The 25,393-nt window shown below is 64.7% G+C and carries 17 protein-coding genes; 14 read left to right on the forward strand and 3 right to left on the reverse strand.

Annotated features, from left to right (window positions below; all coding sequences use genetic code 11):
• Positions 1-1,412 precede the first annotated feature (1,412 nt).
• Genes dinG through CLU88_RS14925 form a run of 3 tightly spaced genes read left to right on the forward strand, consistent with a single transcriptional unit; the run spans position 1,413 to position 4,496 of the window.
• Positions 1,413-3,575, forward strand: a complete 2,163-nt coding sequence (gene dinG / locus CLU88_RS14915) for an ATP-dependent DNA helicase DinG (RefSeq protein ID WP_099657264.1) — start codon at positions 1,413-1,415, stop codon at positions 3,573-3,575.
• Positions 3,576-3,625: 50 nt separating this feature from the next.
• On the forward strand, positions 3,626-3,982 hold the full coding sequence (locus CLU88_RS14920) for a zinc ribbon domain-containing protein YjdM (RefSeq protein ID WP_099657265.1): 357 nt from the start codon (positions 3,626-3,628) through the stop codon (positions 3,980-3,982).
• A gap of 7 nt (positions 3,983-3,989) precedes the next feature.
• On the forward strand, positions 3,990-4,496 hold the full coding sequence (locus CLU88_RS14925) for a macro domain-containing protein (protein ID WP_199173459.1): 507 nt from the start codon (positions 3,990-3,992) through the stop codon (positions 4,494-4,496).
• A 35-nt stretch (positions 4,497-4,531) separates the two neighbouring features.
• On the opposite strand, the gene CLU88_RS14930 is transcribed toward CLU88_RS14925, so the two are convergent.
• The gene (locus tag CLU88_RS14930; RefSeq protein WP_199173460.1) at positions 4,532-5,521 is read right to left on the reverse strand and encodes a M28 family peptidase; all 990 of its coding nucleotides are present in this window, start codon (positions 5,519-5,521) and stop codon (positions 4,532-4,534) included.
• 204 nt (positions 5,522-5,725) lie between these two features.
• Here CLU88_RS14930 and CLU88_RS14935 point away from each other — a divergent pair, with 204 nt between their 5' ends.
• Both CLU88_RS14935 and CLU88_RS14940 read left to right on the forward strand, forming a co-directional pair.
• Positions 5,726-6,046, forward strand: coding sequence for a hypothetical protein (locus CLU88_RS14935; RefSeq protein ID WP_143226011.1), 321 nt, complete (start codon positions 5,726-5,728; stop codon positions 6,044-6,046).
• Between the two features lie 58 nt (positions 6,047-6,104).
• Positions 6,105-6,785, forward strand: coding sequence for a PolC-type DNA polymerase III (locus tag CLU88_RS14940; protein ID WP_099657267.1), 681 nt, complete (start codon positions 6,105-6,107; stop codon positions 6,783-6,785).
• Positions 6,786-6,850: 65 nt separating this feature from the next.
• Here CLU88_RS14940 and CLU88_RS14945 read toward each other — a convergent pair whose 3' ends face one another.
• Positions 6,851-7,879, reverse strand: a complete 1,029-nt coding sequence (locus CLU88_RS14945) for an IS30 family transposase (RefSeq protein WP_099655696.1) — start codon at positions 7,877-7,879, stop codon at positions 6,851-6,853.
• A gap of 198 nt (positions 7,880-8,077) precedes the next feature.
• Here CLU88_RS14945 and CLU88_RS14950 point away from each other — a divergent pair, with 198 nt between their 5' ends.
• The 3 genes from CLU88_RS14950 to CLU88_RS14960 all read left to right on the forward strand — a co-directional run bounded on the left by CLU88_RS14950 (position 8,078) and on the right by CLU88_RS14960 (position 14,764).
• Positions 8,078-12,013, forward strand: a complete 3,936-nt coding sequence (locus tag CLU88_RS14950; protein WP_099657268.1) for a WG repeat-containing protein — start codon at positions 8,078-8,080, stop codon at positions 12,011-12,013.
• A gap of 330 nt (positions 12,014-12,343) precedes the next feature.
• Complete coding sequence (leuA, locus tag CLU88_RS14955) at positions 12,344-14,029, forward strand: 2-isopropylmalate synthase (RefSeq protein ID WP_099658909.1); 1,686 nt, start codon at positions 12,344-12,346, stop codon at positions 14,027-14,029.
• Positions 14,030-14,242: 213 nt separating this feature from the next.
• Entirely contained in the window at positions 14,243-14,764 is a 522-nt protein-coding gene (locus CLU88_RS14960; RefSeq protein WP_099657269.1) for a C40 family peptidase, read from the forward strand.
• Positions 14,765-14,806: 42 nt separating this feature from the next.
• Here CLU88_RS14960 and CLU88_RS14965 read toward each other — a convergent pair whose 3' ends face one another.
• Positions 14,807-15,712, reverse strand: coding sequence for a LysR family transcriptional regulator (locus CLU88_RS14965; protein WP_099657270.1), 906 nt, complete (start codon positions 15,710-15,712; stop codon positions 14,807-14,809).
• 177 nt (positions 15,713-15,889) lie between these two features.
• Here CLU88_RS14965 and CLU88_RS14970 point away from each other — a divergent pair, with 177 nt between their 5' ends.
• The 6 genes from CLU88_RS14970 (at position 15,890) to CLU88_RS14995 (ending at position 25,096) form a co-directional block, all read left to right on the forward strand.
• Positions 15,890-17,050 (forward strand): alpha/beta hydrolase, encoded by a 1,161-nt coding sequence (locus CLU88_RS14970; protein WP_233205481.1) that lies wholly within the window; start codon positions 15,890-15,892, stop codon positions 17,048-17,050.
• A 104-nt stretch (positions 17,051-17,154) separates the two neighbouring features.
• Complete coding sequence (locus tag CLU88_RS14975; RefSeq protein WP_199173534.1) at positions 17,155-18,300, forward strand: MFS transporter; 1,146 nt, start codon at positions 17,155-17,157, stop codon at positions 18,298-18,300.
• On the forward strand, positions 18,297-18,818 hold the full coding sequence (locus CLU88_RS14980) for a cyclophilin-like fold protein (protein ID WP_233205482.1): 522 nt from the start codon (positions 18,297-18,299) through the stop codon (positions 18,816-18,818). The genes CLU88_RS14975 and CLU88_RS14980 overlap by 4 nt, the downstream gene beginning before the upstream one ends.
• A 61-nt stretch (positions 18,819-18,879) precedes the next feature.
• Complete coding sequence (locus tag CLU88_RS14985) at positions 18,880-19,245, forward strand: cyclophilin-like fold protein (protein WP_143226012.1); 366 nt, start codon at positions 18,880-18,882, stop codon at positions 19,243-19,245.
• Between the two features lie 66 nt (positions 19,246-19,311).
• A complete protein-coding gene (locus CLU88_RS14990; RefSeq protein WP_099658912.1) occupies positions 19,312-20,418 on the forward strand; it encodes a 3-deoxy-7-phosphoheptulonate synthase in 1,107 nt (368 codons plus the stop codon).
• Positions 20,419-20,587: 169 nt separating this feature from the next.
• Positions 20,588-25,096, forward strand: a complete 4,509-nt coding sequence (locus CLU88_RS14995) for an EAL domain-containing protein (protein ID WP_099657273.1) — start codon at positions 20,588-20,590, stop codon at positions 25,094-25,096.
• The last annotated feature ends 297 nt before the right edge of the window (positions 25,097-25,393 follow it).

The following is a 25,393-nucleotide window of genomic DNA, read 5'->3' on the forward strand; positions in this document are numbered from 1 at the left end:
GCGCCACGCAAACCCACGCGGGCAGCCCAGCCCATGCCCGGCACGCGGCAGCGCAGGGAGCATCCACCGATTTTTGTGATGGGCGGTGTATTCATCGCAAGAGGGATACCGCCACGCTGATTTGCGGGTTGATCCGCAAATCGGCTTTAGGGATTTTCAAAGATTGTTTTTAAGTTGAGCCCGCCATTTGCAAATTCCATAAAATAGTTTTTGCAAAACAACTGAATACATGAAACAACCTCTCTTAAATTCAGATAATCTAAAAATGTCTAATGCCAAATTCAAATGAGCGGATTGATTTTTGATTAGAAACAGTGACCCACAGGCAGATGGAACATCTGAGCCTGTACCGTCTCAACAGGGTCAATCCACAGCAGCCGCACATCTCAACCCATTGCAAAGCGGATGCAACGCACAGCAGGTCATCTTGGTCCTCTTGCGAAAAAGTAAAACGCCAGTGCTCACTCTCTCAAAAATCCTTACCAAACAATAGATCATCATTTTTATGTCTGCTCGAATTGCGTGCCCAAGGTGAGGGGGTACACACGCGGGCCACGGCAGCCCCCCGTACATCCCCAGACCATGGGCTTACCTCAAACGGCGACCACGCACCCGGCCGCAGAGGCCCAACCCTATCGCTTCACCCCCAACTCATTTCAAACTGAGGTACGGCGTTTTTGAAAGCGTTTCGGCACTTCATCAATTTTATTTGTATTTTTGATTCATCCAATTTTCATGAAATTTGGATATTTTTATGCGTTGTGCATTAACCATGAGACGGCTAATCCAATGTCATCAAAAAATACCAAAACATCCACCTAAAAATTGACTGGCAGAACATGGATTTTATTAGAAAAAATCAATAATTTCGCCAACAATACAAAATCCAAAAATTAACAACATGAGTTCAGAAAAATCAAAATTCATCTAAAAATCGAATTAAGAAATTGAATTTTTCGACCTTGTAGATTTTTGAAAAACAGGTTTTCATATTTTTCCAGGATTATTTTTAATAATTTTCACTAATCAACACAGGGGTTCAAAAGTAGCCAGAAGGGCCGTTTTTTGGCGATTGGCGGCTACATGGCCTTGGACGGGCCTGCGGACTGACCCGAACAGGCCGGTGGCCGGGCGCAGAAAACCCAACAGAGGAAAGCGCTCTTCCGCGAGCTACTGCTTTTTCGGGGTTTTGCGCTTTTTTGGGGGTAGGGCGCCTCGGCAAGCGCTTGGAAAAATGGCGGCCGTCGCCAATGAAGCAAAAAAGGCCTCTAGCGCTTACCTTGAAAGCGCCAGCAGCTATAAAAAACATAGCAACAACCAAGCCACCTCCCATCCATCCAACGGCCTCTGCAACCGCCAAACAAGGCGGCCAGAGCGGCCATGCCACACTCTCGCCCTTACAGCAGGTGGTTATGTCTTCTACAGAATGGGCCCAGGCGGCCCTGCAGTCGTTTGATGCGGTGGTGCAGGCCACCGAAGGGTTTCGCAGCCGCACCGGGCAGCGGCTGATGGCCGAGCAGGTGGCGCGCACCTTCAGCAGCGCCACGCTGGGCAAGGTGGATGAAGAAAGTGGCGAGGCGGCGCCCACGCGTTCCATCGCCGTCATCCAGGCGGGCACGGGCGTTGGCAAGTCGCTGGCGTATTGCGCGCCAGCCATTGCGCTGGCGCTGTCGCGCGGCACGCGGGTGCTGATCTCTACCGCCACGGTGGCGCTGCAAGAGCAGCTGGTCAACAAAGATCTGCCCGCACTGGCCGCACTGATGCCGCAGCCCTTCAAGTTTGCGCTGGCCAAGGGGCGCGGGCGCTATGTGTGCAAGCTCAAGCTCGACCGCCTGGCGGGCACGGGCGAGGCGGCAGAAGAGGGCGAAGACGACCTGTTTGCCGAGGAAGAAGCCGCCGCCCGCGCCAAACGCCCCCGGCACGAAACCGAGGCGCGCATCCAGTTCTATTCGACGATGGCGCAAACCTTGTCGAAAGGCGCGTGGGATGGCGACCGCGACAGCCTGGACACACCGCCCGAGCCCGAGGTGTGGAGCCCCGTGGCAGCCGAGGGTGCCTCGTGCACCGGCAAGCACTGCCCCGCCTTCAGCCAGTGCACCTACTACGACAAGCGCAAGGAGCTGGTGGGCGCGCAGGTGATCGTGGCCAACCACGACTTGCTGCTGTCGTCGCTGGGCGCGCGGGTGTTGCCTGAGCTGGACAACTGCCTGCTGGTGCTGGACGAAGCCCACCACCTGCCCGCCACGGCGCTCGACCAGTTCGCGTGCAACATGGACCTGTCGCGCATCACCTGGATCGAGCGGCTGTCCAGCCGGGGCCTGCGCATTGGGGCGCTGCTGGAGGTCGAAGAGATTGCCGACATCCCCAAGCATTCCGCCCAGCTGCGGCAGACGCTGCAGGACCTGGCGCGCATCGTGATGGAGGTGTATGGCGCCCAGCTCAAGAGCCAGCCCAGCGCCTGGGGCCCGGCGCGCGTGCGCGTGCCACGCGGCGAATTGCCCGAACAGCTCATTGCGCCGCTGGGCCTGCTGGCCGCCAGTGCCGAGGGCTTCCTCGACGCCCTGCGCGCCATCAGCAAGGCCTTGCGCGCCGAGATGCGTGACAAGCCCGACGAGGCCAAGCGCCTGTCCACGCTGTACGCACAAATCGGTATGCTGGCCCCGCGCCTGGAAGAGCTGCACGCCACCGCGCAACTGCTGCTGCAGGATGCGCCCGAAGGCGCGGTACCGGCCGCCAAATGGTTCACGCTGGAGGTGGATGGCGACTTCATCGTGGTCAAAGCGCATGCCAGCCCCATCCTGCCCGGCACCACGCTGCGCAACCACCTTTGGAGCGCGGTGCGCGGTGCGGTGCTGACCTCAGCCACGCTCACCAGCTGCGGGCACTTTGATTTCTTCTTGCGCGAGGCAGGCCTGCATGGCGACGAGGCGGCCACCACGCTGGAGGTGCCCAGCCCCTTCAACTACGCCGCGCAGGGCACGCTGATTGCCGCCGAAACCCGGGCGGACCCCAAGAACGCCGCGCAGTTCACCACCGAGATGGTCAATGCGCTGCTGCACGACATTGCCCGCGTGGAATACGGCGCGCTGGTGCTGTTCACCTCGCGCGAGCAGATGCGACAGGCCGTGGACGCATTGCCCACCGCCATGCGCAGCGTGGTGCTGGTGCAGAACGCACTGCCGCGCACGCAGCTGCTCAAGCGCCACCGCGAGCGCGTGGAAAACGGCGAGCCCTCGGTCATCTTCGGCATGCAGTCGTTTGGCGAGGGGCTGGATTTGCCCGGGCGCCTGTGCGAGTCGGTCTTCATCACCAAGCTGCCGTTCGCCCCGCCCGATGACCCGGTGGGCGAAGCCCGCGCCGAATGGCTGCGCGCCGTGGGGCGCGACCCGTTCAGCGAGCTGGTGGTGCCCGCCACCGCCATCCGCCTGGCGCAATGGGTGGGCCGCGCCATCCGCACCGAAGACGACCAGGCCCATGTGTACTGCTACGACAAGCGCCTCACGCGCACCAGCTATGGCCAGCGCCTGCTCAAAGGGCTGCCACCGTTTGCGCTGGAACAACGCGCGCCACTCTGAGCGCTGTAAAGTCGCCAGCCCTTTTCACCACTACAACCAGAAAGAAACCCATGCCCCACACCGTGCCCGCCTGCCCCCAATGCGGCCTGGAAAACACCTACCCCGATGGCACCAACTACGTGTGCCCCGACTGCAGTTTTGAATGGCCACAAGTGGCCGACACAGCAGACACCGACGCAGATGCAGGCGACGGCATCGTGCGCGATGCCAACGGCAACCCCCTGGCCGATGGCGACGCCGTGATCCTGGTGAAAGACCTCAAGGTCAAGGGCTCGTCGTCCACCCTCAAGAAGGGCACCAAGATCAAAAGCATCCGCCTGGTCGATGGTGCGGACGGCCACAACGTGGACTGCAAAACCGACCTGGGCAGCATGTTGCTGAAGTCGGAGTTTTTGAAGAAGGCCTGAGCCGCAGATGGCACACCCACCACTTCAAGATGCTGCACCCCAGGTGCCCGTGGTACGGGTGGTGCAGGGCGACTTGCTGAACCAGGACGTGGACGTCATCGTCAACGCCTGGAACCGCAACATCATCCCGTGGTGGTTGCTGGTGCCGCAAGGCGTTTCCGGAGCCATCAAACGCCGGGCGGGGTATCTGCCTTTTCGTGAGCTGGCACGCCATGGCCCCATGCCGCTAGGCAGCGCCGTGCTCACCGGGGCAGGGCGGCTCCCGTACCAAGGCATCATCCACGTGGCGGGTATCAGCATGTGGTGGGTGGCCTCGCAGCAGTCAATCCAGAAATCGGTGCAATCTGCCATGGCCGTGGTCAATCAACACCGGTTCGCTTCTGTGGCATTTCCCGTGATTGGTGGCGGCACGGGCGGAGCACAAGCCGACCAGGCATTGCAATGGATGCACGAGGTCTTCAACACCACACCCACTCAGGCAGAGGTCAGGGTGGTGAGGTATTCACCGCAGTAAACAGCGCCGGGACCAAGATCGGCACGGGCACCTGGCTATGGCGCTTGCCGGGCCAGTTCAGTCACCACGCGCTCCACGCCCGACACCACGCGCGCCAGGCGCTCGAAATCGACCTTGTCGGGAGTGTCGTGGCTGCTGTGATAGTGCGGGTAGCGGTAGGGCGCCGTGTCCGTCACCATGAGTGCGGGGTAGCCTGCGTCGATGTAGGCCGCGTGGTCGGAATAGTCCACACCGGGGATGAACCGGGGCGCCGCAATGCCTTCCGACGGAAAAGAGGTGTGCGAGCGAAACGAGCGCACCACTGTGCGCACCAGACCCAGGTCGCCTGTGGCCCCCACAAAGGCGATGAAATTGCCCTCTGAGGGGTAGAGCAGCCTCAGAGGCCATGGGTACTTTTGCGAACCCGCTACGTCTGAGTAATAGCCCATGGTCTCCAACGACAACATGGCGACCACGCGGGTTTTTTGTGCCGCCAGGGCTTTGGCATGGACCTGGCTCCCCATCAAAGGGGTTTTGAAATAGGGTGGCTCTTCGTTGGTGTAGAGCACAAACATGATGTCGGCAGAGGCGTCCCCCATGTCGCGCAGGCTGCGGGCCAACTCCAACACGGCGGCAGTGCCCGTGGCGTTGTCATTGGCGCCAGGGGTGTGGTGGGCAGAGTCGTAATGCGCGCCCACCACCACGGTGCGCTGGCCTGGGGCCGTGCGGCTGGGCAATATCGCCTGCAGGTTGCGCACCGGCTTGCCTGCCACGGTGTATTCCTGCCGTTCAACCGCATAGCCCATCAAAGCCAGTTGCTGTTCCAGATAGGTGGCCACGGCATCCAACGCTGCGGGGTTGCGCAGGTTGTGCTCTTGTTGGGCAACGGTGGATACATGGGCACGCAAGCGGTCGGCCAGCGCAGATTCCTGCGGCGTCAGGGCGGGCAATGCACCCAGGTAGGAGTGCGATGGCATGGTGGTCATCACCAGCACCCCGCACGCCAGCACGGCCAAAACGCCCACCAATGCGGCGGAAATGCGCAACACACTTTGCAGGAGGCGGACCACGAACGGGTGAACTCGCATGGAAAATCTGAGGTTCTTTGGAATGAAGGACGGGGGAGCGCTTTGGCACTTCCCTGTGATTCTCCGCGACAGACCGCCCCTTCCATGCCGACCCCAACCAAACCGCGACACACCAGATACGCCCGCCACGCAGCATGCACAGCATGGGCCTGGGGCGCCATCGTGCTCTCATGCCATGCCGCAGGCGGCACTGGCGAGTACCCGCTGCCCTGGCCTACTGCAGGCGAGGTACTGGTCTACCGCTCTTGTGGCTGCGGCGATGCGTGCTGGGTGGCCGAGGTGCGCGATGCGCGCAAGCGCACCGTGAAGGCCCGGCTGCGCTGCGACTGTGAGCAACTGCACGCCAGCGTGGCGCCCGGCCTGAAAGAGGCCTTGCATGCTGAGCGCTGCGAGGCCATCTATCCCGAAGGCGGCGACGCCGACAAGTCCGACAAGCCCACCGCGATTGCCCGTGCGCTTCGGCAGCTGCTGGGCCGCCGCTGAGCGGCGATACTGCCAAAGCACGCAACGCCTGCGGCCCTCTCCGCGTCACACAGATCCCATGCCTCCCATCGCCGTCATCGACTTTGAAACCACCGGTATGTCGCCCAGCCAAGGCGCGCGTGCCACCGAGGTGGCCATCGTGTTGCTAGAAGGCGGAAAAGTGGTGGACCGGTTCCAAAGCCTGATGAAGACGGGGGTGTGGATACCGCCCTTCATCACCGAGCTGACGGGCATCACCAACGCCATGGTGCAAGAGGCGCCCGAGGCTGCCAGCGTGATGCGCGATGCGGCGCGGTTTGTGGGCGACGCGCCCATGGTGGCGCACAACGCGTCGTTCGACAGCAAGTTCTGGCAGGCCGAGCTGGCCCTGGCCGACACACCCGCGCCGCAGCCCTTTGCCTGCACGGTGCTGCTGTCGCGACGGCTGTACCCCCAGGCGCCCACCCACAAGCTGGGGCCGCTGGTGCAGCACCTGGGCCTGCCGCGCGCGCAGCGGGCCCACCGGGCGCTGGCCGATGCCGAGATGGCCGCCGCGCTGCTGGCGCGCATGCAGCACGACCTGACCACCCAATGGCAGCTGCCGGCGGCCGACTTTGTGCTGCTGCAAGGCATGCAGCGCTGCGCCCTCAAGGCCCTGCCGCAATGGCTACAGCGGCAGGCCAAGGCAAAGCCCCGATCCACGGCAGCGACCGCAGCGGCACAGGCCACCCAGCAGCAGATGTGTTTGCTATTTGATTGATAGCTGCTAGCGCTTGATTAGCAAGCGGCGGATTCAAGTCCAAGTGCAACATTGATTGCTGTTGCTCAGTGCACAGACTCAGGCTGCTGAGTCAAGCGATGCAGGTGCTGGGCATAGACCTCCAAGGGCGTGCTGTAGCCCAGGGTCATCCTGGGCCGCCCGTTGAGTTCATCGGCCACCGCATCAAGCTGCTCCTGGGTGTAGCCACTGAGCTCCGTACCCTTGGGGAAGTACTGACGCAGCAGCCCATTGGTGTTCTCGTTGCTGCCCCGCTGCCAAGGGCTGTAGGGGTCACAGAAGTACACCTTCATGCCCGTGTTCTGGGTGAGTCTGGCGTGCTCGGCCATCTCGCGGCCTCGGTCGTAGGTCAGGCTCTGGCGCATCGGGCTGGCAATTGCATTGAGTTTGTCGCTGAATGCCTTGAGCACATGTGCGGCCGTAGCCGGGTTGGGGTGTGGCAGCTTGACCAGCACCACTAAGCGCGTGGTGCGCTCGACCAAGGTTCCTATGGCGCTGGCGTTGTGGGCCCCCTTGATGAGGTCTCCCTCCCAATGGCCGGGAAGCTGGCGATCCTCTACCTCTGGAGGGCGCACGTGAATGCTCACAAGATCGGTGATTTCTCCTCGGCGGTCCTCGCCTTTGGAGCGGGGCCAGCGCTTGGCGTGAGCCATGCGCAGACAGGCCACCAACTCCTTCTTGAGCTCTCCCCGGGGCTGGGCATAGATGCAGGTGTAAATGCTCTCGTGTGACACTCTCTGGCGCCTGTCGTTGGGATGAAGTTTCTTCAGGTGTCCGGCAATTTGCTGGGGCGACCAATGCTGGCGCAGATACTCGCACACCTGCTTGAACAAGATGCCTGGGCGCAGTAGCTTGGGCTGGGGGCGGCTATGGATGCGGCGAATACGGCAGCGCTGTTGGGCAAACCGGCTGACGTAGCCATGGCCTCCTGCATTGCGGAGGATCTCCCGGCTGATGGTGCTGGGGCTGCGGCCTAGAGCCCTGGCAATGGCCCGCAGGCTTTGCTTTTGCTGCAGGCCCAGCGCTATGGCGTGGCGCTCGGATTCTGTGATCTGCTCGTAGGTTCTTTTGCTCATGGAGGCCTCAATTCTGAAGGGGGTGTTGCACTTCAGATTTGAGGCCGCCAGCGCTAGAGGCACTTTTTTATCTAATTCATAAAGCCACTGAGGGCAGGGCAAAAGTCTGGGCTTGTCGGGTTCATGCCTACGGGTGCAAATGGTTACCACGGGGGCCGGGGGGCGTGGCTACGATGCCGCCCGGAGGAACACAACCCAATGACACTCACTGCACCGGCAACGCCATGGCTGGCCAAGGTACCGCTGGGGGCGGACGGGCAGGCACACGCGCTGCTTATCGTGCACGCCGACCAGGCCATCGCGCCCACCCCAGCGCTGCGCCAGGTGGTGGAGTTTGAGGACAACGGGCAGGGCGGTTTCATCAGCGCGGCGCAGGCCCTGGATGGCCGCTGGGGCTACATCGATGCGCAGGGCCAATGGCTGATTGCGCCCACGCTCGACAACGCGCGCGGCTTTTCTGACGATGGCCTGGCCCGCTTTTGCCGCGACGGGCGCTGGGGCTACATCGACCTGCTGGCGCAGGAGGTGATTGCGCCGCAGTTTGAAGACGCCCGCCCCCTGCGCAACGGCCTGGCCGCTGTAAAGGTGGGGCCGCAGGGCTGGCGCATCATCGACCGCCAAGGCCGCTTCACGTGCGAAGCCCGCTTTCACCAACTGGACAACTTTGGAGCCGTGGGCCTGGCACTGGCCGAGCAGTGGGACCCGCGCAGCCACCAGCGCCTGCGCGGCTATGTGGACCACCAGGGGCAGTGGGTGATTGCGGCCCGCTTTGCGCAGGCCCGTGCCTTTGACGACCATGCGGTGACCGCGGCCTCGGTGGACGGAGAAACCTGGGGATTGATCGATGCGGAAGGGGAGTGGGTGCTCAAGCCCTGCTACCCATGCATCGAGGCCTTCAACAGCGAAGGGCTGGCCTACTACGACGAGCCGGACAGCTGGAACAACGGCCACGGCTACCTGAACACCCGGGGCAAGGTGGTGATCAAAGGCGGGCGCCACCTCAGCCGCCATATGGCCTGTGGGCTGGTGGCAGACAGCGATGACGGCACCCGCTTTGTGGATGCCCACGGCAAGCTGCTGCAGGGCCCCGCGCTGAGCTACGCCAGCGACTTCCGCGCCGAAACCGAATGCGCCGTGGCACGGCTGGCCAGCCCCGCCCAGCGGCCAGAGCCCGCCACCAGCGCCTGGGGGCTGCTGCACACCAGCGGCCGCTGGGTGCCCGCAGCGCTGGGCCTGCTCGAGCCCCTGACCGACGGTGACGGCTGGATACCCAACACCCTGCCTGACACACCGCTGGTGCCGTTCTTGACCACCGACGGCCACTTAGCCTGGATGGACAAAGAGGGCCAGGTGGTATGGCGCGCAAAGTACGAAGCGGGACAGGTGTCGCTGCGCGACACGCAGGGCCACACGCTGTGGTGCAGTGGCCCCTTGCCGAACTTGCAGCACTGCAGCCCACCCCGCCCGTTTTTCCATCGGTCTGCCAACGACCACCTGGAGCAGATCGCCTGCGTTGACGATGTGGCCCGCTACGCCCAGGCCCTGGCCACCGACGCCGAAGAGCGGCTGCACCAGCTGGCCCAGGGCCTGCCGAAGCACAGCGCCACCGCCACGCCCGACGCCGATGGGGAAGAGGATGACGGCGAAGACAACGACCCCCACGCGGCCGACCAGCGCCACACGGTGGTCGTGCGGCGTGTAGCCCGTGCGTACCTGAGCGAAGAGCACAACGGGCCCTACGCCTTCATGGGCGAAGGGCTGGCCCACGCCGTGGCGCAACTACGCCAAGCGCTGCACGAGCGCTTGCAAGCCCATTGGGGCCCGGCCGACCCCGACCCAGAGCATGCAGCCCCCTGGCAGCACAGTGCCACCCCCATGGCCGCCTGGAGCCTGCCGCTGCGCCAACCCCTGGTGGCAGACACGCCGGACAAGCTGGTGTGCGTACCGGAGTCCAACACCCTGTGGCTCAGCCTTTACCCCCGGTCCGACACGGGCGATGGCGATGCCTGGTGGGAGCTGTGGCTGATGGCGGCCCCGAGTGTGGACGCACTTCAAGCCGCGCAACACGCACGCGATGCACTACGGCCCATGGCTGCACCCAGCCTCCCTGTGCCCAGCGCTGAAGGGACACCGCCAGCCAACAGCCCACCCACCACACGCGAGGCTTGGCAGCGCGCCGTGCAGCAAGACCCCAGCGCCATCGGCCACGTGCCTGCCGCCTGGCTGGACGATGCCCTGGTCGACGAGGCATTGGCCGCAGCCCCCAAGGTGCTGGGCGATATCCCGCCCGCATGGCACACGGCCGAGCGGCTGCACGCCTTGGTAAGCCAGGGCCTGGCCCAGGCCCGCGAGATTCCACCGCACTGCATGACGCGGGACGCGCTGCTGCTGGCACGCGAGCGGTATGCCGGAGACCCCGACTGGGACTGGCACGACGAGCGCTGCAGCCAGGTCCCCTCCCTCACCCCCAACCGGTGGGACCACAACAGCCTGTACGACCTGTGGGGCTGCCTGCTGACCCCGGCCCTGGCCCTGCATGCCGTGCAATGCGGCGCCCCGCTGCGCGATGTGCCGCACTGGCTGCGCACCGATGCGCTGGAGCACGCCGCGCTGCAGGCCGATATCTACAACATCAGCTACATCGCTGCTGACAAAGTCACCCCCGCACTGGCGCAGCGCGCCGTGCAACACGACTACGGCCGCCTGATCACCCATGTGCCCCTGGCACTGCTCACGCCCGCGCTGTGCCTGGCATCGGCCCGCGCCAACGGCCTCACGCTGCAAGACATCCCAGAGCCCCTGCGCAGCACCGAGGTGTGCGTGGCTGCGCTGGAGGACCGGCACGATGTGTTCCACCACGTCCCCCAGCGCCTGGCCGTGGACGTAACCACCCGGCTGATCGACAACGACCTGGCCCGTTCCCGCCAGCAGGGCGAGCCCCGCCATGGCAGCCACTGGCACGTGCAGCGGGCCTGGGCCCACCTGTGGAATCAGCAACCTGCGCAGGCGCTGGAAGACGCGCTGCAGGGTCTGCCACACACACGCTACCCACAGCACGCGCACTACGTGCTGGCCAGCGCCTACCGGGCACTGGGACACACCCGGCAGGCGGCGCTGGAGGCCTCGACCGTGCTTTCGCTGCAATCGCCCTACACCGCCGAGTGGGACGCGCACGAAGACACCACCTGGCTGGCCCCCTTGGCGCGCGAGCACATGCAGGCAGCGGACGAGGCCACGCTGGTGCAGCAGTTGCAAAGCCACCCCCGCACGCTGGCCGACGTGCCCCGTGCGCGCATCACCCACGCCATGGTGGATGCCGCCCTGCAGGCCGACGAGAGCGCCGTGTGCTTTGTGCCCAAGCGGCTGATGACGCCCGCACGCTATGCCGCTGCGCTGCGCCAGGGCGTGAAGACCCTGGAACAGATCCCGGCCCCCATGCTGAGCGAAGAGGCCTGCGCCGACCATGTGCGCGAGGCGGGGTGGCGGCTGGCCGATGTGCCCACGCCATGGCGCACCGTGGCGGTGTGTGCCGTGGCCATGCACGCCAGTGCCAGCGCGCTGCAGCATGTGCCCGCACGCTTGCAGCCCCAGGTGCTGCAAGCCGCCCAGGCCCTGGCCGTTCGGACCATCAGCGACAGCCAGGAGCAAGGCGCCATCGCCCAAAGGCTGGCAGAGCAATTGGCCGGGCAATGGCAGGCCTTGCAGCGCACGCCCGGCATGCCGTGGATGCAGCGCGCACGCAGGCAAGGGGGCTGGGTGGCGCTGCTGGCAGGCAGCCTGGTCCTGACCCCATCGTCCCAAACGGCCACGCGGGGCGGCCTGGTCGGCTTTGCGCAGCAGCGCCCCGTGCTGGCGTTGCTGCTGCACCTGTTGGGCGGCGCGTGTGCGCTGGTGGGGCATGCCTTTGTGTCGGTGGGCGCGTGGCGGGCCGAAGGGGCCTGGGCAGGGCTGGCCAGCTTCACGCTGCTGGGGCTTTCTGAGCTGTATTGGGCCTGGCGCTTTGTGTGGGCCGAGCCCGCGCGCCCCCTGCTGGGCGCCACCGCAGCCTTCGTCGCCGCCTACGTGCTGTGCTGGTGGCCGCTGTACCGCAGGGCAGGGCAAGCGCTAGCCCCGCCACGCCCAGACCGCACCTGATCCCCAGGCACGGGGGAGGGCAGGCTAAACAGGTGGTTTGGGGCCTGTGCTAACATTTTGGCTCTTATGCAACGCAGCCTGCCCCTGTCCACCCTATCGCTAAGCCTACTAGTGCTCGGCCGGGGTCTGCCTGCGTTCGCCTCTTTTGTTGCCACTTCGCGCAACACCTGACTTCCCCCTGACCCCGGCCCACAAACCAGCCTTTGCACACGCAAAGGGCTGTAGGGGATGTCGTCCGTTCGTTGAACTTTGATGACCCCGTGCCGGGGTACTGCGCACACACTTCACCTTGCGCGGCCCTGGCACCCACCGTTTGTGGAGCCTTTCATGATGATCGCCAAACCCGCTACCAAGTACCAAGGCATCGCCCCCATCAATTTGCCCGACCGCCAATGGCCCAGCCGCACCATTGCCCGCGCGCCCATCTGGCTCTCGACCGATCTGCGCGACGGCAACCAGGCACTGTTCGAGCCCATGAACGGCGAGCGCAAGATGAAGCTCTTTCACGAGCTGGTGCGCATCGGCTTCAAGGAGATCGAGGTCGGCTTTCCGGCCGCGTCGCAAACCGACTTTGACTTTGTGCGCCGCCTCATCGACGAAAACCTGATCCCCGACGACGTGACCATCATGGTCATGACCCAATCGCGCGAAGACCTGATCGCGCGCACCGTAGAGGCGGTGAAGGGTGCGCCCCGCGCCATCGTGCACCTGTACAACGCCACAGCGCCTGCGTGGCGGCGCATTGTGTTTGGCATGAACGTGACGCAGGTGATGCAGCTCATCGCGCACCATGTGGGCTACCTCAAGCAGCTCACCGATGCGCAGCCGGGCACACAGTGGACCTTGCAGTACTCGCCCGAAACCTTCAGCGCCACCGAACTCAATGTCTCGCTCAAGGCCTGCCAAACTGCCATTGCCGCCTGGAACGCGGGCCCGGGCCGCCCCATCATCATCAACCTGCCCACCACGGTAGAAAACGCCACGCCCAACGTGTTTGCCGACCAGATCGAGTGGATGCACCGGCACCTGGTGCCGCGTGAGCACATCGTGCTGTCGGTGCACCCGCACAACGACCGTGGCACGGGCGTGGCTGCGGCAGAACTTGCCATGATGGCCGGGGCAGACCGCGTGGAAGGCTGCCTCTTTGGCAATGGCGAGCGCTGCGGCAATGTGGACATCGTGACGCTGGCGCTCAACCTGTACACCCAGGGCGTACACCCGCACCTCGATTTCTCCGACATCACCGCCGTGGCGCGCGTGGCCGAGGAATGCACCTCGCTGCCCGTGCACCCGCGCCACCCGTATGCGGGCGACCTGGTGTTCACCGCGTTCTCGGGATCGCACCAGGATGCAATCAAGAAGGGCTTTGCCGCGCAAGACCCGAATGCTTTGTGGGAGGTGCCATACCTGCCCATCGACCCGGCGGACCTGGGCCGCACCTACGACAGCGTGATCCGCGTGAACAGCCAGTCGGGCAAGGGCGGCATTGCCTTCTTGCTGGAGCGCGAGCACGGCGTGGTGATGCCCCGGCGCATGCAGGTGGAGTTCAGCGCCGTGGTGCAACGCCACACCGACACCAGCGAAACAGAAATGGGCGCCGCCCAGCTGTGGGAGCTGTTCCAGGCCACCTACCTGCGCGCACCGACCGAGCCGGCCGTGGTGTGCCACAGCCACCGGCTGGACGAAGACGGGCAGGGCATTGAGCTGGATGTCTCCATCGAAGGCGTGCGCCAGACGCTGCGCGGCCAGGGCAATGGACCCATTGCCGCCACAGTGGACGCACTGGGCCTGCCCCTGCGCGTAGACCACTACGAAGAACGCGCCACCGGCACCGGCGCCCACGCCCAGGCGCTGGCCATTGTGGAAGCCGCGATGGACGGCGTGACAGGCTCCACCTTCGGTGCGGGCACCAGCCACAACATCGTCACCGCCTCGGTGCAGGCGATTGTGAGCGTGGCCAACCGGCTGGCCCAGCGGCGCCCCCAGGCCCAGCCCCAGGTGGCGCAAAGCGCCTGAGGCGCGGTGACGGCCCAAAGCCCGTTCTGGGCACTGGGCAACGCATGCAAGACACCGGTCACAAGCCGGTGTTTTGCCCCGCATCGGTTACTATGAATAACATAGCTTTTAGCGCTTTCTGGATGCGCCTTACAGGCACTTTTTACGATAAATAACCTTGCCCCAGCCAACGCCTGGCCCCCATGCGGGCAAGCATCCGTTAACCTTCGGGCCATGCGATCTTTCCATCGATCTTTCTGTGCTGTGTGGCTGGCCTCGGCCGCCGTTTTGCTGGTGGGCTGCGGCACCGTGCGCCCACCGTCCTCCGGCTCGGCAGATGCAGCCCCCTGGCCCACGCAGCGGTCTGTGGGCACCACGCTGTCAGACGAGCAGGCCCACGGCATTGCCATCCACGCCCTGGGGCTGGTGGGCACGCCTTACCGCTACGGCGGCAACACCCCCGAATCGGGGTTTGACTGCAGCGGGCTCATTGGCTACGTGTACCGCAACCAGGTGGGCACCGCCCCACCACGCACGGTGGCCCAGCTCAGCGGCTGGGGCCAGGTGATTGACGGCAGCGAGCTGCGCACCGGTGACTTGGTGGTGTTTGGCCGGGGCCGCAGCCCCTCGCACGCCGGGATCTATGTGGGGGAGGGGCGCTTTGTACATGCGCCCTCTACCGGCGGCGAAGTGCGCATGGACCACCTCGAATCCAAATACTGGGCGCGACAAAACGCGTCATTCCGCAGGCCCTAATTCAGGCGCGGTGGAACTCGTTTGTCGGCGCACCCGTTGCGGCTACTGCCGCCGTGCGCTATTGAAGCGCAGCGCCTTCACCACCAACTGAAAGGCAGGTGACAGCTGGCGCTTGCTGGGATAGTACAGATGGTAGCCAGCGAACTTTGGGCACCAGTCCTGCAGTACGCGCACCAGCCGGCCCGCATGGATATGCTGCATCAGCTCGTCCTCCGGTAGGAGCGAAAGGCCAAGCCCCGCCAGCGCTGCATCAATCTGCGGCGGTGCTGTGTTGAAGATCAGTGGACCATCCACGCGAACGTTCACCTTGCGACCGCGTTTTTCGAAGTCCCACACATACAGTCCGCCCGACGTTGGCATGCGCTGGTTGATGCACTGGTGCGCGGTCAGGTCGCCTGGCACCCTGGGGATGGGATGGCGCTGGAAATACTCAGGTGAGCCCACCACGGCCATCTGCAGCGGCGGGCCAATGGGGACCGCGATCATGTCGTTGTCGATGGTGTTGCCCATACGCACGCCTGCGTCAAAACGGTCTGCCACGATGTTGCGAAAGCCATAGTTCATATCGAACTCCAACTTGATGTCCGGGTACTCGCTCAGAAGCGGCATGAGCTTGGGGAGCAGCACCGTATGCATTACGTTGTCACCGCAGGTGATACGTACCGTGCCCGCTGGTTTGTCGCGCAGCTCGGTCAATGCAGCCAGCTCGGACTCGATCTCGTCAAAGCGATGGCCGATGGCCTTCATCAGGCGCTCGCCAGCGATGGTGGGCGCCACGCTGCGCGTGGTGCGCGTCAGCAAGCGAATCTGCAGGCTTTCTTCCAACCCGCGGATGGCCTGACTCAGTGCGGACTGCGTGACACCCAGGGTGCCCGCAGCCTTGGTGAAACTGCCATCACGGGCCACCGTGACGAAGGCCAGCAAATCGTTGAAATTGCGTCTTGGCATGTACTAGCTGCGCCTCGTTTTTTCACCATTCATTAATTGGCTAATAAGCGCATTAAGCATTCATTATCTAGTCAACTTCCGGCCAGATGCGCAAAATTCTCCCATGGTGACCCAAACGTCGCCCGACGAGTCCACGGCGGTATTTCGCCGCCTTGTACAACCCCAGGAGATAGACCCATGAACACGCTTATCGACCACGCCACCGGTGCTCTCAGAGAGCCCAAAGCCAGTGCGGGCAATCGCCGTGAATTCCTCAAAACTGCAAGCGCAGGTATGACACTAGCGGCTACTTCCGGCACGCTGGCCACGGCCAGCGCATCGGCCCAGACAGCCACCGGTACGAAAGCTGCGGCAAACTTGCCCAGCGGCGCCGACAACTTCTACATCAGCCGGAGCGTCACGATGCGCCCGGTGCGCTTTAAAAGCCAGTACCAGATGGCAGTGGCGGGCAACCTGTTTGTCCCCCACAACCTCGACCGTGGCCGCAAGCATGCCGCCCTGGTAGTGGGCCACCCCATGGGGGCGGTCAAAGAGCAAAGCGCCAACCTGTACGCCACCAAGATGGCAGAGCAGGGCTACGTGACCTTGTCGCTGGACCTGCCTTTTTGGGGCAGCAGCGAGGGCCAGCCGCGCAACGCCGTGTCGCCCGACCTGTATGCCGAAAGCTTCAGCGCTGCGGTGGACTTTCTCAGCAGCCAGGCCGTCGTTGACCCGCAGCGGATCGGAGCCATCGGCGTGTGCGGCAGCGGCAGCTTTGTGATCAGCGCCGCCAAGATCGACCCGCGCATGAGAGCTATCGCGACGGTGAGCATGTACGACATGGGCGCGGCCAACCGCCACGCGCTGCGCCGCTCGCAAACGCTGGAGCAGCGCAAGCAGATCATCGCTACCGCTGCGCAGCAGCGCCAGGCAGAGTTCAACGGCGCGCCAGTGCAAACCACCGGCGGAACAGTGCTGGAGCTCACAGCCGACACCCACCCCATCCAGCGTGAGTTCTTTGATTTCTATCGCACGCCGCGCGGCGAGTTCACGCCGCCGGGCGCTTCACCTCGCACGACGACGCAGCCCACGCTCACGAGCAATGTCAAGTTCATGAACTTCTACCCATTCAACGACATCGAGACGATCTCGCCCCGCCCCCTGTTGTTTGTCTCCGGCACCGAAGCGCATTCGCGAGAGTTCAGCGAAGACGCCTACCAGAAGGCGGCAGAACCCAAGGAGCTGCACTGGGTGACCGGCGCCGGCCACGTGGACCTGTATGACCGGGTGACGCTGATCCCGTGGGACAAGCTCACGGCGTTCTTCGGCAAGCACCTGGTGGCTGCGAGCGCCGGATGACAGAGCGGAAAGCCCTGCAAGCAGCCCCCGATCAAGGCGCGTGCGACGCCCCATTGCAGGTTGAGCCAGAGGCGCGGCAAGAGCATTGGGGAGGCGTCTTTGCGATGTCGTTGTGCGTGTTCGCACTGATCGCGTCCGAGTTCATGCCGGTGAGCTTGCTCACCCCGCTGGCATTTGACTTGAAAATCACCGAGGGTGTCGCAGGCCGTGGCATGGCCATCTCAGGAGCCTTCGCAGTGGTCACCAGCCTTGGCATTGCGACCGTGGCCGCCCACGTGCACCGCAAGACACTGCTGCTGGCGCTGACCGCTTTGATGTGCGTATCGGGCTTCGTCGTAGCCCTCGCAGACACCTATGCCACTTACATGTCCGGGCGCGCACTGATTGGCGTGGTGGTCGGCGGCTTCTGGTCAATGTCGGCCGCAACCGCGATACAACTGGTAGCCCCGGCTCACGTGCCGCGCGCCCTGGCTATCTTCAACGGCGGCAACGCGCTGGCCACCGTGATTGCTGCGCCGCTGGGCAGCTACCTGGCATCCGTCGTCGGCTGGCGCGGAGCGTTCTTCAGCCTGGTTCCCATCGCAGTCATCGCTTATGTGTGGCTGTGGTTCAGCCTACCGGACATGGAGATCCGACAGCGTGAGGCGGGCTCCAGTGCTTCGGTGTGGGCGCTGCTCCAGCGCAAGCGTGTGCTGCTGGGCATGCTGGCGGCGGGGGTGTTCTTCATGGGGCAATTTGCACTGTTCACGTATCTGCGGCCCTTTCTGGAGACAGTGACGCAGGTTGACGCCACCACGCTGTCGCTGGTGCTGCTGGTCATCGGGGTATCGGGTCTGGCTGGTACGGTGGCGATCGGATGGTTTTTGAGGAAGCGCTTTTACGGAACGCTTGCGATCATTCCGACCGTAATGGCAGCGATTGCACTGGCGTTGATGGCAGCTGGCTCGTCGGTGACAACCACCACCGCGCTGCTAGCGTTATGGGGCCTGGTGGCCACAGCCGCCCCGGTAGGCTGGTGGAGTTGGATCGCCCGCAGCCTGCCGCACGACGCTGAAGCCGGCGGCGGCCTGATGGTGGCGGTGGTGCAGGTGTCGATTGCGCTAGGTGCCACTGTTGGTGGCGTACTCTTCGATACGAACGGGTACCCCAGCGTGTTTGCATTGAGTGCCGGGTTGCTGCTGCTCAGCGGATTTCTGGTATGCCTGACGGCGCGCGCTAACCGCACCACTGCGATAGGACACACGACATGACCTGTTTCACAGCTTTCCCAATCTTCACGCCCGTTGCCTGGCACATCCACGCACGCATTCGCCGTACTGCACTGGCGGGGATGGGTCTTTGGGCCATGGCCGCGATCGCGTTCTCGAGCACAGCCCACGCTCAGCCAGCGACCAGCCCGGCGGCCCAAACCCAGCCACCCAGCCGCGCGTGGATGACCATCGGCCAGCGCCGCTTTGGCATCACGCTGGCGGATACGGCAGCGGCACGGGCGTTTGCAGCGGCCATGCCGCTGTCGCTGGAGATGGCCGAGCTCAACGGCAATGAAAAACACGCCGATCTGCGCGAACCGCTGCCCACCAGCGCCGCACGGCCGGGCACCATCCGCAGCGGCGACCTTCTTTTGTACGGCACCCGGACCGTGGTGATCTTCTACGCTACGTTCGACGCATCCTATTCCTACACCCGCCTGGGCCAGGTGGACAATCCCGCTGCCCTCACGCAAGCGCTGGGAACGCAGGGTGTGCGCGTCACGTTCTCGCGGCAGTAGGCGGGCTCTTGTACCTCCAAACATGCCAACGCACTCAGTACCTCGAGAGGAGATGCAGTTCATGAAAATTGAGTTCCGCGTGGACAGCAGGGTGATCGCGCTGGGGGAGCTGCAGGACAACGTCACGGCGCGAGATTTTGCGACGCTGCTGCCGATATCGCTGCGGCTGCTGGACTACGACGCCACAGAGAAGATTGCAGACTTGCCGCGAGCGCTGACCACGGCCAAGGGAGCGCAGGTGTGGACACCGGTAGCGGGCGATATCAGCTTCTACGCGCCATGGGGCAATCTCGCCATTTTTTACCGGGACGGTGTGGCGTCGGAAGGCCTGGTGCTACTAGGCCGCCTGGTATCTGGCACACAGGCCTTGCAACGACCGGGCCCGCTCAACGTCAGGATCTCCCTGGCGCAGCCGCCCCACGCATGACGCTGCGCGACTCGCGCGCCGGCTGAAAGGCTGCAGATGGCCGCCGCTGCGACAATCGGGGCCACCATGACCCACGCACACCACTCCGCAAACCCCATCTCCACCCACGACACCACGCGTATTGATGACACGCGCATCAAGGCCGTGCGCCCCCTCATCACGCCCGCCCTGCTGCAAGAGTGGCTGCCCACGCCCGATGCGGCCCTGATGCTGGTTGAATCCAGCCGCGCCGCCATCTCGCGTGTGCTGCACGGGCAGGACGACCGGCTGGTGGTGGTGGTGGGCCCCTGCTCCATCCACGACCACGCCCAGGCCATGGAATACGCCCAGGCCCTGAAAGTCCAGGCCGATGCACTCAAGGACGACCTGCTGGTCGTGATGCGCGTGTACTTTGAAAAGCCCCGCACCACCGTCGGCTGGAAGGGCTACATCAACGACCCGCACCTGGACGGCAGCTTTGCCATCAACGAAGGCCTGGAGCTGGCGCGCAAGCTGCTGCTGGACGTGCTGGCCACCGGGCTGCCCGTGGGCACCGAATTTTTGGACCTGCTCTCGCCGCAGTTCATCAGCGACCTGGTGAGCTGGGGCGCCATTGGTGCGCGCACCACCGAGAGCCAGAGCCACCGCCAACTGGCCAGCGGGCTGTCGTGCCCCGTGGGGTTCAAGAACGGCACCGATGGTGGCGTCAAAGTGGCCAGCGACGCCATCCAGGCCGCACAGGCGGCGCACGCCTTCATGGGCATGACCAAGATGGGCCAGGCCGCGATTTTTGAAACGCGTGGCAACCAGGACTGCCACGTGATTCTGCGCGGCGGCAAGCAGCCCAACTACAGCGCGGCCGATGTGGATGCCACCTGCGCCGTGCTCAAGGCCGCAGGCCTGCGCGAGCAGGTGATGATCGACGTGAGCCATGCCAACAGCAGCAAGCAGCACCAGCGCCAGATCACGGTGGCGGGCGAGGTGGCCCAGCAGATTGCTGCTGGCGACGCCCGCATCACCGGGCTGATGATCGAAAGCCACCTGCAAGAAGGCCGCCAAGACATCGTGCCCGAGCAAGCGCTGCAAAAAGGCGTGTCGGTGACCGACGCCTGCATCAGCATGGCGCAGACGGTGCCGGTGCTGCAGGGCTTGGCGGCAGCGGTGCGTGCGCGCCGGGCGCTGCGCAAGGCATAAACCCCAGCCCAATTGGCATGGCGGGGGCGCGCTGTCACCACAGCGTCACGGTGTAGCATTGGCCGCAGCCCACCTTACACACCTTCACCACCCGTTCCATGCCGGTGACTTTGCCTGACAGCCCCCTGCCCATGCACTGCAGCCTCCCGCCAAGGGGGGCCGTGTGAGCATGGCTGGGCCGGTGCTGTCGCCAGCAGAGTCCGCCCGGCTGCAGGCCCTGCAGGCCTATGCCATTTTGGACACCCCGCAAGAGGCGTCCTTCGACCAACTGGCCACCCTGGCCACGCGCTTGTGCGATGCACCCATGGCAGTGGTCAACTTTCTGGATGCCGAGCGGCAGTGGTTCAAGGCCTCGGTGGGGGTGCCCCTGCGCGAGACACCGCGCTCCATCGCTTTTTGCGACCACGCACTGCGCACCCCCGAGGTGCCCACCGTGGTGGAAGACGCGACCCAGCACCCGCTGTTTGCCACCAATCCGCTGGTGGTGGGCGAGCCCCATATCCGGTTTTATGCGTGCATTCCGCTGGTGACGGCCGAAGGCCAGGCCATTGGCACGCTGGCGGTGATGGACACCCGCAGCCGAAGCCTGAGCGCCGAGGCCCTGCAAGCGCTGCAGATGCTGGCGCGCCAGGCCATGGACCAGCTGGAGTTGCGCCGGCAAAAGCACCTGCTGGGCCAGATGCTGCAAGAGCGCGACCAGATGCACGCCACCCTGCGCCTGCAAAGCCAAGCCCTGGAGGCCGCAGGCCGCGTGGCGCGCCTGGGCGGCTGGATTGTGGAGCTGCCCAGCCAACAGCTGACCCTATCGCCCGAGATGGCGGCGGCCTTTGGCTTTGCGCAGTCTGCCCCCACGCTGGCGCAGGTGCTGGCAGCCTACACACCACCCCACCGCGAACGCATGCAGACCGCATGGCAAGCGTGCATGCATGCGGGCACGCCCATCAACGCTGTGGCCGAGATGGTGAGCCCCCAAGGCCAGCTGATGTGGGTGCGCACAGCAGGGCAGGCCGTGCGCAATGCCCAGGGAGAGATCCAGCGCATCCAGGGCGCTTTTCAGGATGAGTCTGCACAGCACCAGGCCGAGATACAGGCCCAGCGCAACGCCCGCCACCATGCCGATCTGCTGCAGGTGCAGCAGCAGATTTCGTCGCTGGACATGGCGCTGCCCGAGGCCCTGAAGCTGGTGGCCCACACGGTGCAACAGCAAACCGGCGCGCGTGGCGCCCTGATTGAGCTGCTGGAGGCCGAACAGCTGGTGGCCAAAGCCTCGGTGGGCGACATGGTGCGGCCCGAGGGCAACCTGCTGTCGGTGCATGACAGCATCTTGTGGCCTGCGCTGCACCAGGGCCGCACCGTGTGGTGCAACGACACCCTGGCCGCGGGCTGGGACATGGACTCCATGCCCCACCGCTTTGGCGTGCGTTCGGTGATGGCGGCGCCTTTGCGGGCGGGCAACAGCATCGTGGGCTCCTTGAAGGTCACCTCCGACCAGCCCGATGCCTTTTCGCGCAGCGATGTGGACCGGCTGGAGATACTGACCGAATCCCTGGGCACCACCGTGCAGCTGCGGCATGTGGCCAGCCAGTTGCAGGCCTCGGCCCAGCAGTACCGGCTCATGTTCAATGAACACCCGCACCCCATGTGGGTGTACGAGCGCGCCAGCATGCGCCTGCTGGCCGTGAACCAAGCCATGCTCTCGCAGTACGGCTACACCGAGGCCGAGATGCTGCAGATGCACCTGCTAGACCTGTGGCCCCCCACCGAGCGTGAAGCTGTGCGCGCAGCGGTGCAATCGATCAGCCCCGAGCGGCGGCATGTGCCCTCAGTCTGCTGCCAGGTGCGCAAGGACGGTAGCCTGTTCGATGTCGAGATCACGGCAGGCAGCATCAGCTTCAATGGCCTGGCGGCGCGCCAGGTGCTGGCCGTGGACATCACCGAGCGGCTGCAGGCCGAGCGCGAGATTGCCCGCATGGCGCGCGCCCAAAAGCTGCTGAGCGCCTGCAACGAAACCCTGGTGCGCGCCACCTCTGAATCGGCCCTGCTGCAGGCCATTTGCCAGATTGCGGTGGACATTGGCGGCTACCGCATGGGCTGGGTGGGCCTGGCACAGGACGACGCGCACAAGACCATTGCCCAGGTGGCCCACGCGGGCCACAGCCAAGGCTACCTGGACAAGCTGCACCTGAGCTGGGACACCAACAGCCCCAACGGGCAGGGCCCTGCAGGGCGGGCCGTGCGCACCGGCGAGCCGGTGATCGTGCACGACATCCGCAACAGCGACGACTTTGGCGACTGGACCCAGCGCATGCTGGACAACGGCTTTCACGGCATCATTTGCCTGCCGTTGCGCGAGCGGGGCCGCGCCTTTGGCCTGCTGTACCTGTACGCGCCCGACATCCTGCACATCAGCGCCCAAGAGGTCGCGCTGCTGCAAGAGCTGGCCAACGACCTGGCCTTCGGCATCAACAGCCTGCGCGCGCACCAAGCGCAGCAGCGCATGCTGGACTCGGTCATCAAGGTGGCCGCAGCCGTATCGGCCACCACGGGCACCGAATTTTTTGTGCAACTGGCGCGCAGCATGGCCGAGGCCCTGGGTGCGCAGGTGGGTTGCCTGATCCGGCTGGTGCAGCAAAGCGATGGGCAACTGCCCAGGGCCGTGAACATGGCCACCGTGATCGATGGGCAGGTGCAGCTGCCTTTTGACCTGCCCATGGACGACACCCCCACCGTGCACCTGCTCACGCAGCGCCAGTACGTGGTGGCCGACCAGGTGCTGCAGCAGTACCCGCGCTCGCCGCTGGGCAGCAAAATCAACGCCCGTGCCTATGCAGGCCAGCAGCTGTGCAGTGCAGACGGGGAGGTGATCGGCGCCATTTTTGTGCTGTTCAGGCAGCCCCTGGCCGACCCGGACTTTGTCACCTCCACCCTGCAGATTTTTGCGGCGCGTGCCTCGGCCGAGATCGAGCGCCAGACGGCCGATGCCCGCATCCGCCACCAGGCCTCGCTGCTCGACAAGGCGCAAGACGCCATTCTGGTGCGCGACCTGGACCACCGCATCATTTACTGGAACAAAAGCGCCGAGCGCATGTACGGCTGGAGCCAGCTGCAGGTGCTGGGTCAGTCGGTGCAAACACTGCTGTACGAAGACCCCACACCGTTTTTCCGGGCCACCGAGGCCACGATAGAGCATGGCGAATGGACGGGCGAGCTGGTGCAGCAGCACCGCGATGGCCGCACCATCGACGTGGAAGGCCGCTGGACGCTGGTGCGCGGCGAAGACGGGCGGCCGCAGTCCATCCTGGCCATCAACACCGACATCACCCTGCGCAAGGCCACCGAGCGCGAGATCCAGCGGCTGGCCTTCTACGACCCACTCACCAACCTGCCCAACCGCATGCTGCTGATGGACCGCATGCACCAGGCCCTGGTGGCGGCCCGGCGCCACCAGCAGGGCGGGGCGCTGCTGTTCATCGACCTGGACAACTTCAAGCAGCTCAACGACACCCTGGGCCACGACCAGGGCGACCTGCTGCTGCAGCAAGTGGCCAAGCGGCTGAGCCTGTGCGTGCGCAGCGTGGACACCGTGGCGCGGCTGGGGGGCGACGAGTTTGTGGTGATGCTGGAAGAGCTGAACCCCGCGGGCGACGACCTGGTGCTGCAGGCACGCGGCGTGGGCGAAAAAATCCTGGCCATGCTGTCCATGCCCTACCCATTGCAGGGCTACCAGTACCGCAGCACGCCCAGCATTGGCATCGCGCCGTTCACCGGCGTGGCCTCCACCACCGTGGGCGAGTTGCTCAAGCAGGCCGACCTGGCCATGTACCAGGCCAAGACCGCCGGGCGCAACACCTTGCGGTTTTTTGACCCGCAGATGCAGGCCGTGGTGACGGCGCGCGCCGCCCTGGAGGCCGACCTGCGCGTGGCCCTGGCGCAAGACGAATTTTTGCTGCACTACCAGCCCCAGGTGCGCCAGACCGGCGAAATCGCCGGGGTGGAGGCACTGCTGCGCTGGAAGCATGCGCAGCGCGGCATGGTGCCGCCGTCGGACTTCATCGCCCTGGCCGAAGAAACCGGCCTCATCCTGCCCCTGGGCCGCTGGGTGCTGCACCACGCGTGCAAGCTGCTGGCCAGCTGGCAGGACGACCCGCTGCGCCGCGACCTGACCATGGCCGTGAACGTCAGCTCCAGCCAGTTCCGCAACGCCAGTTTTGTGGACGACGTGGCGCGGGTGCTGGCCATCACCGGGGCGCCTTCGGGCCAGCTCAAGCTGGAGCTGACCGAAAGCCTGCTGGTGGAAGACATGGAAACCACCATCGCCACCATGGCCGCACTGCGCGCCTACGGAGTGGGCTTTTCGCTGGACGACTTTGGCACGGGCTACTCGTCGCTCAGCTACCTCAAGCGCATGCCACTGGACCAGCTCAAGATCGACCAGAGCTTTGTGCGCGACCTGCTGACCGACCCCAACGACGCCGCCATCGTGGACACCATCATCGGGCTGTCGCGCAGCCTGGGGCTGGAAGTGATCGCTGAAGGCGTGGAAACCACCGAGCAGCGCGCCCTGCTGGCACGGGCGGGGTGTGAGCTGTACCAGGGCTATTTGTTCAGCAGGGCGTTGCCTGAGCCTGAACTGGACGCCTTCTTGAGCGCCAGCCCACAAAGCCATCCACAGGGCTAAAAACCTGTTTGCCACGTCCCAGGGGCCGCGCAGCGGTCTGTGTGCGGCAGATTCGGCCCTGCCTCGCACCGAATCTGCCAGCGCCCCCACAGCAGGTGCTACAGGCCAGGCAACGCGCCAAGGCTACCCCCCTCATGCCCCGCACCTCCACAGGCGCTGCAAACGCTCCTGAGGGCCTTTGGAGCGGCGAACACAACCCCACTTGGCATCGTTGTCCCGTCTTGTCGTGCGGCTTGGTCGTTTTCGCCGCGCGTGGAACGTCTGCTCTTTTCGCCTTGCAAGCCCGCATCGCAAGTT

This window comes from Acidovorax sp. 56, assembly GCF_002749705.1.
Classification (GTDB): Bacteria; Pseudomonadota; Gammaproteobacteria; order Burkholderiales; family Burkholderiaceae_C; genus Acidovorax.

Excerpts from the sequence above, each read along its gene's own strand:
- dinG (WP_099657264.1), top strand. The coding sequence starts at position 1,413 with ATGTCTTCTACAGAATGGGCCCAGGCGGCCCTGCAGTCGTTTGATGCG.
- CLU88_RS14920 (WP_099657265.1), top strand. The coding sequence starts at position 3,626 with ATGCCCCACACCGTGCCCGCCTGCCCCCAATGCGGCCTGGAAAACACC.
- CLU88_RS14925 (WP_199173459.1), top strand. The coding sequence starts at position 3,990 with ATGGCACACCCACCACTTCAAGATGCTGCACCCCAGGTGCCCGTGGTA.
- CLU88_RS14940 (WP_099657267.1), top strand. The coding sequence starts at position 6,105 with ATGCCTCCCATCGCCGTCATCGACTTTGAAACCACCGGTATGTCGCCC.
- CLU88_RS14945 (WP_099655696.1), bottom strand. The coding sequence starts at position 7,879 with ATGAGCAAAAGAACCTACGAGCAGATCACAGAATCCGAGCGCCACGCC.
- CLU88_RS14950 (WP_099657268.1), top strand. The coding sequence starts at position 8,078 with ATGACACTCACTGCACCGGCAACGCCATGGCTGGCCAAGGTACCGCTG.
- leuA (WP_099658909.1), top strand. The coding sequence starts at position 12,344 with ATGATCGCCAAACCCGCTACCAAGTACCAAGGCATCGCCCCCATCAAT.
- CLU88_RS14960 (WP_099657269.1), top strand. The coding sequence starts at position 14,243 with ATGCGATCTTTCCATCGATCTTTCTGTGCTGTGTGGCTGGCCTCGGCC.
- CLU88_RS14965 (WP_099657270.1), bottom strand. The coding sequence starts at position 15,712 with ATGCCAAGACGCAATTTCAACGATTTGCTGGCCTTCGTCACGGTGGCC.
- CLU88_RS14970 (WP_233205481.1), top strand. The coding sequence starts at position 15,890 with ATGAACACGCTTATCGACCACGCCACCGGTGCTCTCAGAGAGCCCAAA.
- CLU88_RS14975 (WP_199173534.1), top strand. The coding sequence starts at position 17,155 with ATGTCGTTGTGCGTGTTCGCACTGATCGCGTCCGAGTTCATGCCGGTG.
- CLU88_RS14980 (WP_233205482.1), top strand. The coding sequence starts at position 18,297 with ATGACCTGTTTCACAGCTTTCCCAATCTTCACGCCCGTTGCCTGGCAC.
- CLU88_RS14985 (WP_143226012.1), top strand. The coding sequence starts at position 18,880 with ATGAAAATTGAGTTCCGCGTGGACAGCAGGGTGATCGCGCTGGGGGAG.
- CLU88_RS14990 (WP_099658912.1), top strand. The coding sequence starts at position 19,312 with ATGACCCACGCACACCACTCCGCAAACCCCATCTCCACCCACGACACC.
- CLU88_RS14995 (WP_099657273.1), top strand. The coding sequence starts at position 20,588 with ATGGCTGGGCCGGTGCTGTCGCCAGCAGAGTCCGCCCGGCTGCAGGCC.